The 16,732-nt window shown below is 60.1% G+C and carries 16 protein-coding genes; 3 read left to right on the plus strand and 13 right to left on the minus strand.

Going from position 1 to position 16,732, the window contains the following annotated elements; all coding sequences use genetic code 11:
• Positions 1-50: 50 nt before the first annotated feature.
• Together ACM6I7_RS23130 and ACM6I7_RS23135 are read right to left on the minus strand one after the other, a co-directional pair.
• A complete protein-coding gene (locus ACM6I7_RS23130; protein WP_097086567.1) occupies positions 51-704 on the minus strand; it encodes a COG3650 family protein in 654 nt (217 codons plus the stop codon).
• 59 nt (positions 705-763) lie between these two features.
• The gene (locus ACM6I7_RS23135) at positions 764-1,363 is read right to left on the minus strand and encodes a short chain dehydrogenase (protein WP_414889351.1); all 600 of its coding nucleotides are present in this window, start codon (positions 1,361-1,363) and stop codon (positions 764-766) included.
• 103 nt (positions 1,364-1,466) lie between these two features.
• Here ACM6I7_RS23135 and ACM6I7_RS23140 point away from each other — a divergent pair, with 103 nt between their 5' ends.
• The gene (locus ACM6I7_RS23140; protein ID WP_135295101.1) at positions 1,467-2,381 is read left to right on the plus strand and encodes a LysR family transcriptional regulator; all 915 of its coding nucleotides are present in this window, start codon (positions 1,467-1,469) and stop codon (positions 2,379-2,381) included.
• 110 nt (positions 2,382-2,491) lie between these two features.
• Here the strand turns inward: ACM6I7_RS23140 and ACM6I7_RS23145 are convergent, their stop codons facing one another.
• From ACM6I7_RS23145 to ACM6I7_RS23185, 9 genes are all read right to left on the minus strand, one after another.
• Entirely contained in the window at positions 2,492-2,968 is a 477-nt protein-coding gene (locus ACM6I7_RS23145; RefSeq protein ID WP_027614375.1) for a DoxX family protein, read from the minus strand.
• Entirely contained in the window at positions 2,965-3,723 is a 759-nt protein-coding gene (locus ACM6I7_RS23150; protein WP_414889352.1) for a DUF2063 domain-containing protein, read from the minus strand. The genes ACM6I7_RS23145 and ACM6I7_RS23150 overlap by 4 nt, the downstream gene beginning before the upstream one ends.
• Positions 3,720-4,607, minus strand: a complete 888-nt coding sequence (locus ACM6I7_RS23155) for a DUF692 domain-containing protein (protein WP_414889353.1) — start codon at positions 4,605-4,607, stop codon at positions 3,720-3,722. The genes ACM6I7_RS23150 and ACM6I7_RS23155 overlap by 4 nt, the downstream gene beginning before the upstream one ends.
• A 25-nt stretch (positions 4,608-4,632) precedes the next feature.
• Positions 4,633-4,941 carry a DUF2282 domain-containing protein gene (locus ACM6I7_RS23160; protein WP_027614378.1) on the minus strand — a complete coding sequence of 103 codons (309 nt, stop codon included), beginning with the start codon at positions 4,939-4,941 and terminating at the stop codon, positions 4,633-4,635.
• Positions 4,942-5,244: 303 nt separating this feature from the next.
• Positions 5,245-5,946, minus strand: coding sequence for an ABC transporter ATP-binding protein (locus ACM6I7_RS23165; protein WP_003222380.1), 702 nt, complete (start codon positions 5,944-5,946; stop codon positions 5,245-5,247).
• Positions 5,947-6,714, minus strand: a complete 768-nt coding sequence (livG, locus tag ACM6I7_RS23170; protein ID WP_007969480.1) for a high-affinity branched-chain amino acid ABC transporter ATP-binding protein LivG — start codon at positions 6,712-6,714, stop codon at positions 5,947-5,949.
• Positions 6,711-7,967 (minus strand): high-affinity branched-chain amino acid ABC transporter permease LivM, encoded by a 1,257-nt coding sequence (locus tag ACM6I7_RS23175; RefSeq protein ID WP_096797533.1) that lies wholly within the window; start codon positions 7,965-7,967, stop codon positions 6,711-6,713. The genes livG and ACM6I7_RS23175 overlap by 4 nt, the downstream gene beginning before the upstream one ends.
• Positions 7,964-8,887 (minus strand): high-affinity branched-chain amino acid ABC transporter permease LivH, encoded by a 924-nt coding sequence (gene livH / locus ACM6I7_RS23180; protein ID WP_027614381.1) that lies wholly within the window; start codon positions 8,885-8,887, stop codon positions 7,964-7,966. The genes ACM6I7_RS23175 and livH overlap by 4 nt, the downstream gene beginning before the upstream one ends.
• A 230-nt stretch (positions 8,888-9,117) precedes the next feature.
• Complete coding sequence (locus tag ACM6I7_RS23185) at positions 9,118-10,245, minus strand: branched-chain amino acid ABC transporter substrate-binding protein (protein WP_414889354.1); 1,128 nt, start codon at positions 10,243-10,245, stop codon at positions 9,118-9,120.
• Between the two features lie 351 nt (positions 10,246-10,596).
• On the opposite strand from ACM6I7_RS23185, the gene ACM6I7_RS23190 reads away from it, so the two are divergent.
• Positions 10,597-10,902 (plus strand): DUF2288 domain-containing protein, encoded by a 306-nt coding sequence (locus tag ACM6I7_RS23190; protein ID WP_336837158.1) that lies wholly within the window; start codon positions 10,597-10,599, stop codon positions 10,900-10,902.
• Between the two features lie 294 nt (positions 10,903-11,196).
• Here ACM6I7_RS23190 and ACM6I7_RS23195 read toward each other — a convergent pair whose 3' ends face one another.
• A complete protein-coding gene (locus ACM6I7_RS23195; protein ID WP_103369035.1) occupies positions 11,197-13,395 on the minus strand; it encodes a hypothetical protein in 2,199 nt (732 codons plus the stop codon).
• A gap of 195 nt (positions 13,396-13,590) precedes the next feature.
• Between ACM6I7_RS23195 and ACM6I7_RS23200 the strand changes: the two genes are divergently transcribed.
• Positions 13,591-14,487: an NAD(P)-dependent oxidoreductase gene (locus ACM6I7_RS23200; protein WP_414889355.1), complete on the plus strand. Its 897-nt coding sequence runs from the start codon at positions 13,591-13,593 to the stop codon at positions 14,485-14,487.
• Here ACM6I7_RS23200 and ACM6I7_RS23205 read toward each other — a convergent pair.
• On the minus strand, positions 14,378-16,660 hold the full coding sequence (locus ACM6I7_RS23205; protein ID WP_103369034.1) for a putative bifunctional diguanylate cyclase/phosphodiesterase: 2,283 nt from the start codon (positions 16,658-16,660) through the stop codon (positions 14,378-14,380). The two genes, ACM6I7_RS23200 and ACM6I7_RS23205, sit on opposite strands and share 110 nt — an antisense overlap.
• Between the last annotated feature and the right edge of the window lie 72 nt (positions 16,661-16,732).

Consider the following 16,732-nt stretch of genomic DNA (forward strand, 5'->3'; position numbering starts at 1 on the left):
AAGGCCGCGATTATAAGCCGCAAAGGCCGGATCCGGTGAGGCTAAAACGCTCAGTCGTTGCGCGATCCGCCGAAATACCCGCAACCACGCTCGACCTTGCCGTCGATGCGCAGCTCGGCGCTCATGTGCTGCACGCTGCCGGTGCTGCTGTCGACGCAGCGCTGCGGCGCGACCCACAACTCGATGCGCTGGTTGTTGGCTTCGCTGCTCAGGTTGAAGCGGCCGTCGCCCAGTTGCTCCTCGACATACGGCACGGCCAGTGCCGGCTGGCCTTCGCGGTCGATGACCATGCCCTTGCCGCTGACTTTGACGTTCCATTCGGGACCGTGGCCGGCGGCACGCAGGATCAACAGTTTGAAATTCGGGTCATCGCACGCGGTGCCGGAACGCTCGACGCGATACAACTGGCCGAGGTCGAGGCGGTCACCGACGAGCTTGCCGCGCACATCGGCAAACAGCTTGCCCTGCTGATCGGCGAGGGTCGCAGCCTCTTGCAGCACGCTGGTGCCGCCGATGTCGTTGACCACGTACTGACGCTGTTCGCCACACGGCTGGAACACCAGTTTGCCGTCGGCTGCCGTCAACTGCCCCTGCATTCGGGATTGCCCGACGTGGGACGCGCTTTCACGCGGGCCATCGAGAAATTGGCAGGCGGCGAACAACGGCAGCAGGGCAACAACGATCAACGAACGGGCAACACGCATCTTCGGCTCTCCAGACAAGTGCCGCCACGTTACGCAGGCTGACCGTTGATCACAAGGGTTTAGCCCACGTGAAAGGTCTGACCGGTTTGCAGGCCTTCGACACTTTTCGCGTAGGCCAATGCCACATCGGCTGCCGGAACCGGCTTGTAGCCACGGAAGTACGCGGCATAGCTGCCCATGGCTTCCAGTAGCACGGTCGGGCTGATCGAGTTGATGCGCAGGCCACGCGGCAATTCGATGGCGGCGGCTTTGACGAAGCTGTCCAGAGCGCCGTTGACCAGTGCCGCCGAGGCGCCGGTACGGATCGGGTCGTGGCTGAGCACGCCGGTGGTGAAGGTGAACGAGGCACCGTCGTTGGCGTATTCGCGGCCGATCAGCAGGAGGTTGACCTGGCCCATCAGCTTTTCTTTCAGGCCCAGGGCGAAGCTGTCAGCGTTCATCTCGCCGAGTGGGGCGAAGGTCACGTTACCGGCGGCGCAGATCAGCGCGTCGAACTTGCCGGTCTGCTCGAACAGCTTGCGAATCGAGGCGCTGTCGCTGATGTCCACCTGGAAGTCGCCGCTGCTGCGACCGATGCGAATCACTTCGTGACGCTGGCTCAGCTCTTTATCCACGGCCGAACCGATGGTGCCGGCAGCACCGATCAACAGAATCTTCATGGGACTGTTCCTCAATGGGTTGAACGAGGTTCAGTCTAGAGTGGTTTTTTCTGCGGATAAGCGCACTAATAGGCAACCTTTGGTTTTCAAATGGAAACAATCCATGAGTGAAATGGATGATCTGGCGGCGTTTGCGGTGTTGATCGAGGCCGGCAGCTTTACCCTGGCGGCGCAGCAACTGGGTTGCAGCAAGGGCCAGTTGTCCAAGCGCATCAGCCAGTTGGAAGCACAGTTTTCCGTGGTGCTGCTGCAACGCACGACGCGCCGTCTGAGCCTGACTGCCGCCGGCGCCGCTTTGCTGCCGCAGGCGCAAGCGCTGGTCGTTCAGGTGGAGCGGGCACGTCAGGCGCTGGCGCGTTTGAAAGACGACATGGCCGGGCCGGTGCGGATGACGGTGCCGGTGTCGCTGGGGGAAACGTTTTTCGACGGCTTGCTGCTGGAGTTCTCGCAGCAATACCCCGAGGTGCAGATCGAGCTGGAGCTGAACAACCACTATCGCGACCTGTCCCGGGATGGCTTCGATCTGGCGATTCGCTCCGAGGTGGCCAATGACGAGCGGCTGGTGGCCAAGCCGCTGCTGGCTTGGCAGGAAATGACCTGCGCCAGCCCGGCCTATCTAGAACAGTTCGGCGAACCGCTGACCCCGCAGGAGCTGGCCGAACACCGTTGCCTGCTCAACAGCCACTACAGTGGCCGCGAGGAATGGCTGTATCACCAACAGCACGAATTGCTGCGGGTGCGGGTGTCGGGGCCGTTCGCCAGCAACCATTACAACCTGCTGAAGAAAGCCGCACTGGCCGGCGCCGGTATCGCTCGGTTGCCGTCGTACCTGCTGCAAACGGAGTTGGCTGATGGCCGGTTGCGCTGGCTGCTGCGCGATTTTCAGACGCGCCGGATGCCGATGTATCTGGTGCACCCCTACCAGGGCGGCTTGCCCAAACGCACGCAAGTGCTGGCGGATTATCTGATTGGCTGGTTCAAACGCAGCGGCGAGGCGCTGGATCGGCTTCAGCGCTAACTCCAATTCCTCTGTGGGAGCGAGCCTGCTCGCGAATGCGTTGGTTCAGTCAACACATGGAGTGACTGTGAAACCGCATTCGCGAGCAGGCTCGCTCCCACATGGATTTTTTATTTTACGAAGTGGTGAGCGATCATGTGATCGATCGACAATTTCCCCGGCCCGGTCGCCATCAGGTACAGCAACACTGCCGCCCAGGTGCCATGGGTCGGGTAGGCATCGGGGTAGACAAATACCTCGATGACCAGCGTCATGCCCAGTAGCGCCAGCGCCGAAAACCTCGTGGCGAAGCCAATCAATATCAGCACCGGAAAGAAGTGTTCGGCAAACGCCGCCATGTGCGCGGCGATTTCCGGTGACAGCAGCGGTACGTGGTATTCGCTCTGGAACAACGGAATCGTCGAGTCCGCCAAATGTGGCCAGCCGAGTTGCAAGGTGCCGTCGATCAAGTCGATGGCCAGCCCCTCGACCTTGGTCTGCCCGGACTTCCAGAACACCGCGGCAATCGAGAACCGCGCGATGAAGGCGATCAGGCTGTGGGGGATTTTTTCCATGAGTCCGATGGCGCGAGTGATGAGGTTGTTCATGGCGATACCTTGGTGTTCAGGTCGGTGATGGCGTTGTGGCCGATCAGCAGGGCGAGCGTCTGCGGCAGATCGAAAGGTGGACTGTCTTGCGCGGCTTGCAGCAGCGGTCGGTGATGCAGCAGATGGCGGATGAATACGCTGGCGCCGTGATCGAGGGCAAACACCTCGACCTCCAGAGTGTTGCGCAGCACCAGTGCGTGTTGCCCTTGATGGATGTCGATGCCTGCCAGCGTCGCTTCTCCTTGATGCGCCGCCCAGATCGAAACCACCGCGTAAGCCGAATCGAGCAGGTGCAGCGAGGGATGCAGGGTGATGTCCAGTTCGGCGAGTGTTTGCGGATCGGCCAGTGCAGCGCTGATCTGTTGCGCACTGACCGTCGCGGCATCGGCGGCGTGATAAGCGCGGGTGCGCAAGCGTTCGAGCCGTGCGACATCGGCCAGATACGGCACCTCGGCCGCCGGTTCGAATGCGTCAATGAAGTCCGCCAGACCGTCGCCGTAACGGCTCATCAACGGACTGTGCGGCGGCTGCTGCTGGATGAATATGCCGGCCATGCCACGGAAGAATTCCTCGCCGACCAACTGCTGCACCACCGGATAACTGTCGGCCAGCGCGTTGATCAACGAACCTTGCACGTTATTGCGATACACCGAGAATCGGCTGGCAGGATCAGCACCGTTGGCGCTGCACAGGCCAGCGGGGCAGGGCAGGCGGGTGTCGAGCAGGGCGGCGCTGAAGTCGGCTTGAGTGCTCATGGCCGACTCCCAGCGTGCAGCAACAACGCTTCGGCCTGCTGCGCCTCGCCCAGCAGCACATTGAACGCCGGGACCTGATTGTCCCGCTCGATCAACGTTGCCACCGGGCCAACGCGTTCGAGCGCCTGTCGGTATAGCGCCCAGACCGCGTCATCAATCGGCGCGCCGTGATCATCGATCAGCAAGCGGTCGCCGAGGCTGTCGGCGTCTTCGGCGAACCCGGCCAGATGAATCTCGCCAACCGCGTGCAACGGCAGCGCGTCGAGGTAGGTCAGTGGATCGCGTTGATGATTGATGCACGAGACGTAGACGTTGTTGACGTCGAGCAGCAAACCGCAGCCGCTGCGACGGATCACCTCGGCGATGAACGCCGGCTCATCGATGGTTGAGCGTTCGAAGCCGAGATAGGTCGCTGGATTTTCCAGCAGCATCGGGCGCTTGAGGCTGTTCTGCACCTGGTCGATATGCGCGCAGACGCGGTTCAGCGTCGGCGTGTCATACGCCAGCGGCAGCAGGTCATTGAGGAACACCGGGCCGTGGCTTGACCAGGCCAGGTGTTCGGAAAAGGCTTGCGGTTGATAGCGTTCGATCAGAGTTTTCAGGCGTTGCAGGTGTTGAGTATCCAGCGACCCTTCGGCCCCGATCGACAGCCCGACGCCGTGCAGCGACAGCGGATACTGCTCGCGGATCAACCCGAGAAAATGATGAAACGGACCGCCGTCGACCATGTAGTTTTCGGCGTGGACTTCGAAGAAACCGAGGTCCGGTCGGGTGCCGAGCACTTCACGCAAGTGCCCGGTCTTGAGCCCCAGCCCCGCACGGGGCGGGAGCCCGCAGATGGCTGCCCGAGTGCGCGGTGGGACAGGTTCGTTGGTGGTGAACATGGGCGTCACTCGGGCAGGCTGTGGATCAGGACTTGGCTTTATAGGCTTCCATCTGACCGAAACCGGTCGGCGAGGTCTTGCTCTCGGTGGTGGTGCAGGTGCCTTTCGGCACGAACTTCCACGAGTTGGCCTGGTAGTCCATCTTCGCTGTGCCGGCACAGGTAGTGCCCGCGCCCGCGGCGCAATCGTTGTGACCCTTCATGGCCACGCCGAAGCATTTTTCCATGTTGCTGTTGTCGGCGGCATTGGCGCTGGAAACGGCGGTCATGCTCAGGGCGGAACCAAGAGCCAGAACCAGTGCAGCGGCGGACAGGGTGCGAGTGGTAGCAGTCATGATGTTTCTCCAGATTTGAGCTTGGGTTTTACAAGCGAAGTGCGCTTGCTTACCCCACTAGAGAACGCTCATGGCGATGCGTTACAGCGCAGTGCAAATTTTTCAGAAAAATCTTCGAACACGGCAATCCACTGTGGGAGCGGGCTTGCTCGCGAAGGCGGTGTGTCATCAAACATCAATGGCGTCTGACACTACGCCTTCGCGAGCAAGCCCGCTCCCACAGGGGATCTGTGTTGGATTCAATCTATCTGCCAGGCACAAAAAAAACGGCCTGAAGGCCGTTTTTCTGTTCAGCGAAAAGGGTCAACCGCCGAGGTACGCCTCGCGCACTTTCGGGTCGGTCAGCAGCGCTTCGCCGGTGCCTTGCATGACCACGCGGCCGTTTTCCAGAACGTACGCACGGTCAGCGATTTTCAGCGCCTGGTTGGCGTTCTGCTCGACCAGGAACACCGTTACACCGTCCTTGCGCAGCTGTTCGATGATGTCGAAGATCTGCTGGATGATGATCGGTGCCAGGCCCAGCGACGGCTCGTCGAGCAGCAGCAGTTTTGGCTTGCTCATCAGCGCCCGGCCGATGGCAAGCATCTGCTGTTCGCCGCCGGACATGGTGCCGCCGCGCTGGTTGAAGCGTTCTTTCAGGCGCGGGAACAGGCCGAGGACCTTGTCCATCTGCTCCTGATAGTCGCCCTTGTCGGTGAAGAAGCCGCCCATGGACAGGTTCTCTTCGACGGTCAGCCGGGCGAATACCCGACGACCTTCCGGCACCACGGCGATGCTCTTGCGCATGATCTGCGACGAGTCCTGGCCGACCAGCTCCTCACCCATGTAGCGGATGCTGCCGCTGTGCGCCTGCGGCGAACCGCAGAGCGTCATCAGCAGCGTGGACTTGCCGGCACCGTTGGCACCGATCAGGGTCACGATCTCGCCCTGGCGGACTTCGACGTTGACGCTGTGCAGGGCCTGGATCTTGCCGTAGAAGGTGGAAACGTTTTCGAACTGCAGCATTTACGCTTCCCCCAGGTAGGCTTTGATCACTTCAGGATTGTCGCGGATCTGTTCCGGCGTACCGTCAGCCAGAGGTGTGCCCTGGTTGATCACGACGATGTGGTCGGAAATGCTCATGACCAGTTTCATGTCGTGTTCGATCAGCAGCACGGTGACGTTGTGCTCTTCACGCAGCACGCTGATCAGCGCCTTGAGGTCTTCGGTTTCCTTCGGGTTCAGACCGGCGGCCGGTTCGTCGAGCATGAGGATCCGCGGACGGGTCATCATGCAGCGGGCGATTTCCAGGCGCCGTTGCTGACCGTAGGCCAGGGTGCCGGCGGTACGGTTGGCGAACTCTTTCAGGTTGACCTTTTCCAGCCAGTATTCGGCGTATTCCATGGCCTCGCGTTCGCTCTTGCGGAACGCCGGGGTCTTGAACAGGCCGGACAGGAAGTTGGTGTTCAGGTGACGGTGCTGGGCGATCAACAGGTTCTCGACCGCCGTCATGTCCTTGAACAACCGCACGTTCTGGAAGGTGCGCACCACGCCCTTGAGGGCAATCTTGTGCCCCGGCAGGCCCTGGATCGGCTCGCCGTCCAGCAGGATGCTGCCACCCGAGGGCTGGTAGAAACCGGTCAGGCAGTTGAACACGGTGGTCTTGCCCGCGCCGTTCGGCCCGATCAGCGCCACCACTTGTTTTTCCTTGACGGTCAGGGCCACGCCATTGACCGCCAGCAAGCCGCCGAAGCGCATGCTCAGGTTTTCGACTTTAAGGATCTCGCGGCTCATTTTCGCAACTCCATGTGTGGGCGTTGCATCGGCAGCAGACCTTGTGGACGCCAGATCATCATCAACACCATCAGCGCACCGAACATCAACATCCGGTATTCGCTGAATTCACGCATCATTTCCGGCAACAGGATCATCACCACGGCCGCGAGAATCACGCCCAGTTGCGAGCCCATGCCACCCAGCACGACGATGGCGAGGATGATCGCCGACTCGATGAAGGTGAACGATTCCGGCGTCACCAGACCCTGACGGGCAGCGAAGAAGCTACCAGCGAAACCGGCGAAGCTCGCCCCCAGGGTGAACGCCGACAGCTTGATGATCGTCGGATTCAGACCCAGTGCACGGCAGGCGATTTCATCTTCACGCAGCGCTTCCCACGCACGGCCGATCGGCATGCGCAGCAGGCGGTTGATGATGAACAGCGCTGCCAGCGCCAGCAACAGGGCCACCAGGTAGAGGAAGATCACCTTGTTGATCGAGTTGTATTCGAGGCCGAAATATTCGTGGAAGGTTTGCATGCCTTCCGCCGCTTTACGTTCGAAGGTCAGGCCGAAGAACGTCGGTTTCTCGATGTTGCTGATGCCGTTCGGGCCACCAGTGATGTCGGTCAGGTTACGCAGGAACAGACGAATGATTTCGCCGAAACCCAGGGTCACGATCGCCAGATAGTCACCGCGCAGACGCAACACCGGGAAGCCCAGCAGGAAGCCGAACGTCGCCGCCATCAGGCCGGCAATCGGCAGGCAGATCCAGAAGCTCAGGCCGTAGTAGTGCGACAGCAGCGCGTAGCTGTAGGCGCCGACGGCGTAGAAGCCGACGTAACCCAGGTCGAGCAGACCGGCCAGACCGACGACGATGTTCAGACCGAGGCCGAGCATCACGTAGATCAGGATCAGCGTGGCGATGTCCACCGCACCACGGGAGCCGAAGAACGGCCACACCAGTGCACCGAGGATCAGCGCAATGATGATGTAGCGTTGCGTGGTCGGCAGGGTCAGGAAGTTGCTGGCTTTGGCCGGGATCAACGGCAGGCCCGGCGAGGATTTCCACGCCTTGCTGATCTGCTGGTTGAACAGCACGCGCAGGAACATCAGCACCGAGCACACGGCGATGGTCGCCAGAATGGCCGGGCTGGTGCCGTGCACTTCGAGGTTGATGCCGACGATGGTCAGTTTCAGACCGAGTACCGGATACGCAACCGCCCAAACCAAGAGCGCACTGAAGAGTGCTTGCTTAAGATTTTTAGTCATACCTTCTCAACCTCCGGACGGCCCAGAATGCCGGTCGGACGGAACAACAGCACCAGAACCAACAAGCCGAAAGCCACGACGTCCTTGTACTGGTCGCCGAAGATATCGGCGCCAAAGGCTTCCGCCACCCCAAGCACCAGCCCGCCGAGCATGGCGCCGGGGATGCTGCCGATCCCGCCGAGTACCGCAGCGGTGAAGGCCTTGAGGCCGACGAGGAAACCGGCGTTGGGGTTGATCACGCCGTACTGCATGCTCAGCAGCACAGCGGCGACGGCTGCCAGCGCAGCACCGATGACGAAGGTCAGGGCGATGATGTTGTTGGTGTTGATGCCCAGCAGGTTGGCCATCTTGATGTCTTCGGCGCAGGCGCGGCAGGCGCGACCCAGGCGAGAGCGGGAGATGAACAGCGTGAGGCCGAGCATGGCGACCAGGGTCACCACGAACACCACGATTTGCATGTAGGAAATCAGCACTTCATGTGCGCCACCTGGCCCGATGGAGAAGTTGCCGGGGATCAGGTTGGGGATGGATTTGTCCTTGGAGTCTTGCGCGAGCAGAACCGTGTTCTGCAGGAAGATCGACATACCGATCGCGGAAATCAGCGGGATCAGACGGTTACTGCCGCGCAGGGGGCGGTAGGCGATCCGTTCGATGCTGTAACCGTAGGAACTGGTGACGACGATGCTCGCGATGAACGCGGCGGTCATCAACAGCGGGACGTTGTCGATTCCCATCATGGCCAGCCCGGCGATGGCGATGAACGCCACGTAGGAACCGATCATGTACACCTCGCCGTGGGCGAAGTTGATCATTCCAATGATGCCGTAAACCATCGTATAGCCGATGGCGATCAGGGCATACGTGCTGCCAATGGTCAGGCCATTAACCAGCTGTTGGAAGAAGTGATAGATGTCAGGCATTACAACGCTCCTAAAAACCTGATACGCATTTCACTGGTGGAGTCATTTTCCCGCCCGGCCCCGTGGATCTTTATCCACTTCGAATCCGGGTTTTGCCAGCGAACCGCTGATGACGGTTTTGAGATTTTCAGGTGGGGAGACTGGCGGATCACGCCAGCGCGGCCCATACATTCGTAAAACAAAGCCCACGGCACGCCGTGGGCTTTATTGGCAGTCAGTCAGGGCGCGCCTTACTGAGGCGAAACTTCAGTTTTCGGTTTGCCGAAGTGCCACTCGTAAACCACAAATTTGAAGTCCTTCAGGTCACCCTTGGCGTCGAAGCTCAGGTCGCCGGTAGGGGTCTTGAAGGTGCCGGCGTGGATGGCTTCGGCCACTTTGGCCGCGTCTTCGGATTTGGCTGCGGTGATACCGCCGGCAATCACTTCAACCGCCGAGTAGGAAGGGAACACGAACGGGCCGCTCGGGTCTTCTTTCTTCGCCTTGAAGGCATCAGCCAGGGCAACGTTGGCCGGATCCTGGTCGAAGGATTTCGGCAGGGTCACCAGCAGGCCTTCGGAGGCGTCCTTGGCGATCTGCGAAATGGAGTCGTTACCCACGCCTTCCGGACCCATGAACTTGGCTTTCAGGCCTTTTTCCTGGGATTGACGCAGGATCAGACCCAGCTCCGGGTGGTAGCCGCCGTAGTAGACGAAGTCGACGTTGGCTTGCTTGAGCTTGGCGATCATCGAGGAGAAGTCCTTGTCGCCGGCGTTGACGCCTTCGAACACGGCGACTTTCACGCCTTTCTTCTCCAGGGTCGCTTTGACTGCGGTGGCGATGCCTTCACCGTATTGCTGCTTGTCGTGCAGTACGGCGACGATTTTCGGCTTCACGTGGTCGGCGATGTAGTTACCGGCGGCAGGGCCCTGGGCGCTGTCCAGACCGATGGTGCGGAAGACCATTTTGTAACCACGGGCGGTGATGTCCGGGCTGGTGGCAGCCGGGGTGATCATGATCACGCCTTCGTCTTCATAGATGTCCGAAGCAGGCTGAGTGGAGCTGGAGCACAGGTGACCGACCACGAACTTGACGCCGTCGTTGACGACCTTGTTCGCCACCGCTACCGCTTGTTTAGGATCGCACGCGTCATCGTATTCAACGGCTTCGAGTTTCTTGCCGTCGACGCCGCCCTTGGCGTTGATCTGCTCGATGGCCATTTTCGCGCCACTGAACTGCATGTCGCCGTATTGGGCTACAGGACCGGTTTTAGGGCCGGCGATACCGATCTTGATGGTGTCAGCGGCGAACGAATGGCTGGCAACCCCGGCCAGAACCATAGCGGCAAACAGTTTGGAAATCTGCTTAGTAGCCTTAGTCATAGTGCTCCACTCTTACTGTTGTAATTTTTTTGAGTTCTGGCGCCGTAGCAGCAGAACCGGGTCAGATATCTTTGCGATACCCTCCGGAAATGCCCCCGGCAACTGTACCGGTACAGTGTAGAGCGCCGGTTGTTGGCCTGGGAAGCAGGCGCCGAGGGGCAAAACTTGGAGGTGTCGCATTTTTGAATGAAAAAGACAGAATTGCGGCGGGGCTTTCGTGGGCATATATCCCAAACACCAGCATTCCTTGGCGTTCCTGCTCTTTTCGTTCGGTGAAGCCATTTGCAACCGGGTTTTTCTGCCGGACCACCGACGTTATCATTCGCGTCGATTTCTTTTCCGGACAGTCCCATGAATCAAGAACCTAGCACCCTCTATGCCAAGCTGCTTGGTGAAACCGCATCTATTACCTGGAAAGAGCTGGAGCCGTTCTTCGCCAAGGGTGCCCTATTGTGGGTCGACCCGGCCCTGGATTTGATCGCCGCCGCCGAGGCCGTGGCTTCGGATGATGGCGATAAAGTCGCCGCCTGGCTGGCCGAAGACAAGGTCGCCAAGCTGTCTGAAACGCGGGCGCTGGATATTTTCGAGCGTGATCCGCAGCTATGGGCGGTGGTGGTAAGTCCGTGGATTCTGATCCAGGAAAGGGCGGTCGCCTAAGTCTGCGCACCTTTGTGGTGCGCCTGACCAGCAGCGAAAAGTGTGTAGCCGAGTAGCGTGATGGCACGTTGCCGTAGAGAAAGGCCACAAGCGTGGGTGGCCTCACGGTGACGTAAACGTAACGGGAACAGTTTATTGAGCAGCCGAAGGGCTGCTTAATTGTTTCTGGATATTGGCAATGAAGGTTTTGCGGTGTTTGGAGCGGCCTCTTCGCGAGCTGGCTCGCTCCCACATTTGGAATGCATTTCCCTGTGGGAGCGAGCTTGCTCGCGAATATGGCAACTCGGTCTGGGATCAGACCGAGTAAGTCTTCCCGGTATGGTTATTCAGGGAAATAACCTTGGTCTTGCCGATCCGGTGACGGTAGATCTCGCGCAGGTACTTGATCGACTTCTTCACGCAATCGCGCGACAGGCGAATGTCGTTGATCGAGACGAACTTGTCCTTGTCGTTGATCAGCTCGCGGTACTTCTTCTCGTACATCGGCTTGATCGCGTACCAGTTGGTGTCGAGGATCTTCGCCGGGTTCTCGAACTCGTTGAGCAGATCGTCGATGCGGTCTTCGTCGAAGTCTTCATTGATGATGAAGTCGAGGATCGAGTTGTCCAGAGTCTCGTCGAAACGGTACGGGGTCTTGGCGAAGCAGCGCTTGATGAACGCCACGATCAACGTCAGGAAGTCGTCCGACAGGCACGGGCTCTTGGCGATCAGGGTGGTCAGCGACAGGTTGGCCGAGGCACCGATCACCAGCGCATAGCGCTTGAGCGTGGTGTTGGGGAACAGGCTGTTGAGGTGGGTCTTCAACCGGTTCAGGTCCATGTACGACAGCTTGTAGTCTTTGGGCAACGAGACGATCGACACCACCGACGAGCAGTTCTTGAAGAAGTGCAGGTCGTGCAGCGCGGCGGCGTCGTAGCCGGAATTCTTGTACTGCTCCAGCGAGGCGCGATAGCGCTTGGATTCGATCGGCAGCAGGCTGATGCCTTCGATGGCCTGGGTGACTTTATTGAAGTGCGGCAGGTCGATCGAACGGAAGAACAGGTCGTCGATGTTCAGACGCTGCGGCTCTTTGTCGAACACCTTGAACTTGTCGCTGCTCGGCGGCGGGGTTTCCGGCACCACCGATTCGGCGTAGGCAATCGCCACCGGGCCGGCCAGACTCATGAACAGGTCGTTGGCATCCAGGCGAATGGTTTCGCCGATGTCGATGCCGGCGCGGCGGAAGTAGTTCTGGTCGTAGTCGGTGGTCACCGCCTGCGCCGTCAGAATGTTGAAGATCTGCTGCGAGATGTACTGGTTGGCGTGCTTTTCCATCGCATTGACATCAATGTTCTGGATGTTGCCGTCATCGCTCTCTTCGGCGTAACGCATGATGTCGTTGGAGATCAGCATCATCGCGTTCCATGGGCGGATACGGCCCATGACGCTGGCTTCGCTGCTGTCTTCATTGGCGAAGTTGTAGGAGAAATCCCATTCCTCCGACAGGTATTTGCACAGCAGGCGTCCGGCGTTGATGTGCAGCGCCTCGGACATTTCACTGCGGTGATCGGAAATGTTCGGCAGCACGCAGATGCCGCTGGTGAAGATCGGCTCGAACACGAACGAATGCCCGCTCTTGCCGTCGTGCTCGTCCATCGGCTTGGTGTCGAACGTCTTGTTCATGTACGAGTGCTGCTGGGCCAGACCGAATTCCGAGGCCATGCCCGAACCGGTACCGCCGCCGGCACTGAAGATCGAGAAGTACAGGCGCGACTGGTTGGCCTTGATGCCGCAGCTGTCGATCAGGTACGAGTGGATCATTTTCCAGTCAGGGCTGGAGAAGCGCTGGGTGTCCTTGTTGAGGATGATCTTCGCCAGATACTGGCCGAGGATTGGCGCGTTACCGGCGCCACCGGCGTGGACTTCGGACAAGTCCATGATCTTCATTTTGCTGTAATCGCGCAGGAAGCCGCTTTTCTCGCCCTTGCGCGAGAAGCGGATGCGCCCGGCGATGTCCTTGTCGAGGTCGCCGAGCATCACCAGCGGTTCGACGAGGAACACCGGTTTGCTCGACTTGTTGGTGCCGATCCGCAGGTTGTTTTTGATCCACTGCGCCGGGCTGTAGCCCTTGTCGGCCAGACGGCGGTCAGCAGCGCGGTCTTCGTTGTTGAATTCGTTGAGGTAGAACTTGCGCGCGTTGTACACCAGCTCCGCGACGTCGAGTGCGATGTTCGAGCCGCAGCGACCGAGGCCGATCAGGCACACCGACGGAAACTCCTGATCGTTGTGCTGTTCGTTGTCGCCTTCCAGGTGCGGTGGACGCGGGAACACCAGATCACGCAGGCCATCGAGGTTGTCGAGGATGCGGTCGGTGTTGGTTTCGGTGTAGTACAGATATTGCTGAGTGCCCAGCGGGCGCGAGGGAGGCAATGGCTTCGATGATGACGGGCTGTTTGCGGCAGGGCTCAGGGTCAGATCGGATACCGCAGTGGCGGGATTGTTTTTAGAAGTCATTGTGCGCCATATACCTGGACTGGTTGGTCCGCTGACCAGTGTCAGCGAGCCTCACGGAATAAGATCTCGCGTCTTTTATTGCGCGAATTTGGCCCGGGCGTCAGGGGCTTGGCCTGATCGTCGCACGGGGGAATCCTTTCCTGATCGCTCATGAATCGGCCATTATTCAGTGATCTTTAATCAAAAAGAGGCGAAATGATGTCAACGCTCCCTTCGTTGGGTTTTGCCGGAATCGGCCTGATGGGCCTGCCGATGTGCCGCCGTTTGCTGGCTGCCGGCTACCCGTTGACCGTGTGGAATCGCAACCCGGCCAAGTGCGCGCCACTGGTCGAAGCCGGCGCCCGGCAGGTGGCAAGCCCCGCTGAACTGTGCGAACACGCGGACGTGGTGATGCTCTGTCTGGCCGACACGGCGGTGGTGCGCGAGGTGGTGTTTGGCGCCGGGGGTGTCGCTGAAGGTGCGAAAAGCGGCCAGTTGCTGGTGGACTTTTCCAGCCTCGAACCGACCGCTACCCGCGAGATGGCAACCGAGTTGGCCGACAAGACCGGGATGAGCTGGCTCGACTCACCGGTGTCCGGCGGCGTGGTGGGTGCCGAGGCCGGCAGTCTGGCGATCATGGTCGGCGGCGCGGTGGCGGATCTGGAGCGGGTGCACCCGGTGCTGCTCAACCTTGGTCAACGGGTCACGCACATGGGTGGCATCGGCGCCGGGCAGGTCACCAAGGCTTGCAACCAGATGATCGTCGCCTGTAATGCGCTGGTGATCGCCGAAGTAGTGGCGCTGGCCGAACAGGCCGGAGTCGATGCGAGCCTGATTGCCGAAGCGCTGGCCGGTGGTTTTGCCGATTCGAAACCGTTGCAGATCCTCGCCCCGCAAATGGCCGAGAGCCGTTTTGAACCGGTGAAATGGCACGTGCGCACGCTGCTCAAGGACCTCGATACCGCAGTGAAATTCTCCCGCGAACAAGGCTCGGCCACGCCGATCAGCGGATTGGCCGCACAATTGATGCGCCTGCATGGGGCGCAGGGCTTTTTGCAGAAGGATCCAGCGACACTGGTACAAATGTACCGCGTGCCAGACTCAACGGATTGACCGCGTGCGAGTGTTTGCGCTGATTGATTTCTTCCAGCACCGGGCGTAACTCGTCCAGCGGCACCGGGCGGCTGAGCAGGTAGCCCTGAATGAAATCGCAGCCTGAGCGCTCGAGGAATTCGTACTGTTCCAGGCTCTCCACGCCTTCGGTCACCACCTGCAAATGCAGGGTGTGGGCCATGACGATGATCGCCTGGACGATCTCCATGTCGGCGGTCGCCGTGGGAATGTCGAGGATGAAGGAACGGTCGATTTTCAGCGTATTGAGCGGCAGGCGCTTGAGGTAGGCCAGCGACGAATAGCCAGTGCCGAAGTCGTCGATCGACAGCGAGACGCCGAGAGCGCGGATCTGCCGCAGTAGCACCAGGGTGTTGGCGATGTTGCCCATCAGCGCGTTTTCGGTGACTTCCAGTTCCAGCCGTTCCGGCGCAACGCCAGCGCTGCGCAGTGCGCTTTCGATCTCATCGGCCAGCTCTTCCCGGGCAAGGTTGAGCGGCGAGCAGTTCCAAGCGATTTTCAGGTCGTTGCAGCCATGCCGCGTCAGTTCGCCAAGGTCAGTGCAGGCCCGGCGCAACACCCAGTTATCCAGTTCGGCGATCAGGCCATTGGTTTCGGCGATCGCGATGAAGCGATCCGGGGCCAGCAAGCCATGCACCGGATGCTGCCAGCGGATCAGCGCTTCGAGTTTGGTCACTCGACCGGTTTTCAGTTCGAAGATCGGTTGGTAATACAGCGTCAGCCCGTTTTCTTCGCGCAGGGCCTGGCGCAGTTCTTCTTCCAGTTGCAGTTCGAGGCTGGCGCGGGTCTTCATGTTGGCACTGAAAAAATGCAGGCCGTTACGCCCGGCGCCCTTGGATTGATACAGCGCCAGATCCGCGTGCTTGAGCAGTTCTTCGCAGGTGGTGCCGTCGTCGGGGAACAGGCTGATGCCGATGCTGGTGGTCATCACCATACGGCGGCCGGCCAGTTCGATCGGCTCCTTCATTTTCAGCATGATCCGTTGCGCCATGTTGCGCGCTTCCTCACGTTCACGCAGGCTGATCAGGATGCAGAACTCGTCACCGCCGAAGCGGGCGACCACGTCTTCATGGCTGCGCACCGAGCCTTTGATGTGATTGGCGATGACTTTGAGCAGGGCGTCGCCGGCGTCATGGCCGAGGCTGTCGTTGATTCGCTTGAAGTGGTCGATGTCGAGAAACATCACCGCGAGCATGCCGCCTTCGCTGGTTTTCTGGTTGAGTTTCTCGGCGAAAAGCTGGTTGAAACCGCGGCGGTTGATCAGGTTGGTCAGCGCGTCGTAATTGGCCACTTGCTGCAATGACATCCGCGCCTGATCGAGCTGGCCGAGCAAGGCGTTGACCCGGCGCAGATCCTGCTCCTTGTTCTGCAGTTTCTTGTCGGCGAGTGCCGCGCTGATCGCGCTGCCGAGAATCAGCAGGATGATCAATGCGACGGTCAGGCCCAGTTGCAGGTAATTGGTTTCGCCGCTCAGGGTCGGTGCTGCGCCCTCGGGCACCACCAGATGCAACGCGGCCATGCCGGTGAAGTGCATGCTGATGATGCCGGCGCCGAGGATCACTGCGGCGGTGTATTTGAGCAACTGATGAAAACGGCCGCTGCCTTCACGCAGATAACCGGCGACCCACAGCGCGGCGAAGCTGGCGCCGATGGCAATCACGATCGACAGGCAGAACAGCAGCGGCTGGTAATACGCAGTGGCCACCGAGTGCATCGCCGCCATGCCGACGTAATGCATGCCGGCGATGCCCAGGCCAATAACGATGGCGGTTTTCAGGTATTGCATCAGCGAGGGTTGAGGCACGCTCAGGGTGTGCATCGCCAGCCATGAGGCGAGCAGGGCGATCACCAGGGAAAACAGAGTGGTGGCCAGTTCGTAATGGATTTCCAGCGGCGCCTGGAATGCCAGCATGGCGATGAAGTGCATGGCCCAGATGCCGCCAGCCAGGCAGGTGGCGCCGATCCAGCGCCAGACCCGTTGCGAACCCGGATCTTCGGCATGGCCAACCCGCTCGGCCATGTCGAGGGTGGCAAAACTCGCGGCGCAGGCGACCAAATAGGCCACCAGCACCAGCAAGGGATTGTGTGTGCAATCGAGAATGACCTGCCCGCTCTGCGGCAGCTCGGTAACAAACTGCAAACCAAGCCACTCCATAGCATCCCCGTCTGTGAAGTCGTCCCTGCTGCGTCAGCAACGCAGGCGAATGAGAGGAGTATAGAGGCGGTT

The organism is Pseudomonas sp. IT-93MI4, from assembly GCF_949767635.1.
Lineage (GTDB): Bacteria > Pseudomonadota > Gammaproteobacteria > Pseudomonadales > Pseudomonadaceae > Aquipseudomonas > Aquipseudomonas putida_A.

What these genes read in the sequence shown, in the direction of transcription:
- ACM6I7_RS23130 (WP_097086567.1), bottom strand. Translation starts at nt 704, where the DNA reads ATGCGTGTTGCCCGTTCGTTGATCGTTGTTGCCCTGCTGCCGTTGTTC.
- ACM6I7_RS23135 (WP_414889351.1), bottom strand. Translation starts at nt 1,363, where the DNA reads ATGAAGATTCTGTTGATCGGTGCTGCCGGCACCATCGGTTCGGCCGTG.
- ACM6I7_RS23140 (WP_135295101.1), top strand. Translation starts at nt 1,467, where the DNA reads ATGAGTGAAATGGATGATCTGGCGGCGTTTGCGGTGTTGATCGAGGCC.
- ACM6I7_RS23145 (WP_027614375.1), bottom strand. Translation starts at nt 2,968, where the DNA reads ATGAACAACCTCATCACTCGCGCCATCGGACTCATGGAAAAAATCCCC.
- ACM6I7_RS23150 (WP_414889352.1), bottom strand. Translation starts at nt 3,723, where the DNA reads ATGAGCACTCAAGCCGACTTCAGCGCCGCCCTGCTCGACACCCGCCTG.
- ACM6I7_RS23155 (WP_414889353.1), bottom strand. Translation starts at nt 4,607, where the DNA reads ATGTTCACCACCAACGAACCTGTCCCACCGCGCACTCGGGCAGCCATC.
- ACM6I7_RS23160 (WP_027614378.1), bottom strand. Translation starts at nt 4,941, where the DNA reads ATGACTGCTACCACTCGCACCCTGTCCGCCGCTGCACTGGTTCTGGCT.
- ACM6I7_RS23165 (WP_003222380.1), bottom strand. Translation starts at nt 5,946, where the DNA reads ATGCTGCAGTTCGAAAACGTTTCCACCTTCTACGGCAAGATCCAGGCC.
- livG (WP_007969480.1), bottom strand. Translation starts at nt 6,714, where the DNA reads ATGAGCCGCGAGATCCTTAAAGTCGAAAACCTGAGCATGCGCTTCGGC.
- ACM6I7_RS23175 (WP_096797533.1), bottom strand. Translation starts at nt 7,967, where the DNA reads ATGACTAAAAATCTTAAGCAAGCACTCTTCAGTGCGCTCTTGGTTTGG.
- livH (WP_027614381.1), bottom strand. Translation starts at nt 8,887, where the DNA reads ATGCCTGACATCTATCACTTCTTCCAACAGCTGGTTAATGGCCTGACC.
- ACM6I7_RS23185 (WP_414889354.1), bottom strand. Translation starts at nt 10,245, where the DNA reads ATGACTAAGGCTACTAAGCAGATTTCCAAACTGTTTGCCGCTATGGTT.
- ACM6I7_RS23190 (WP_336837158.1), top strand. Translation starts at nt 10,597, where the DNA reads ATGAATCAAGAACCTAGCACCCTCTATGCCAAGCTGCTTGGTGAAACC.
- ACM6I7_RS23195 (WP_103369035.1), bottom strand. Translation starts at nt 13,395, where the DNA reads ATGACTTCTAAAAACAATCCCGCCACTGCGGTATCCGATCTGACCCTG.
- ACM6I7_RS23200 (WP_414889355.1), top strand. Translation starts at nt 13,591, where the DNA reads ATGATGTCAACGCTCCCTTCGTTGGGTTTTGCCGGAATCGGCCTGATG.
- ACM6I7_RS23205 (WP_103369034.1), bottom strand. Translation starts at nt 16,660, where the DNA reads ATGGAGTGGCTTGGTTTGCAGTTTGTTACCGAGCTGCCGCAGAGCGGG.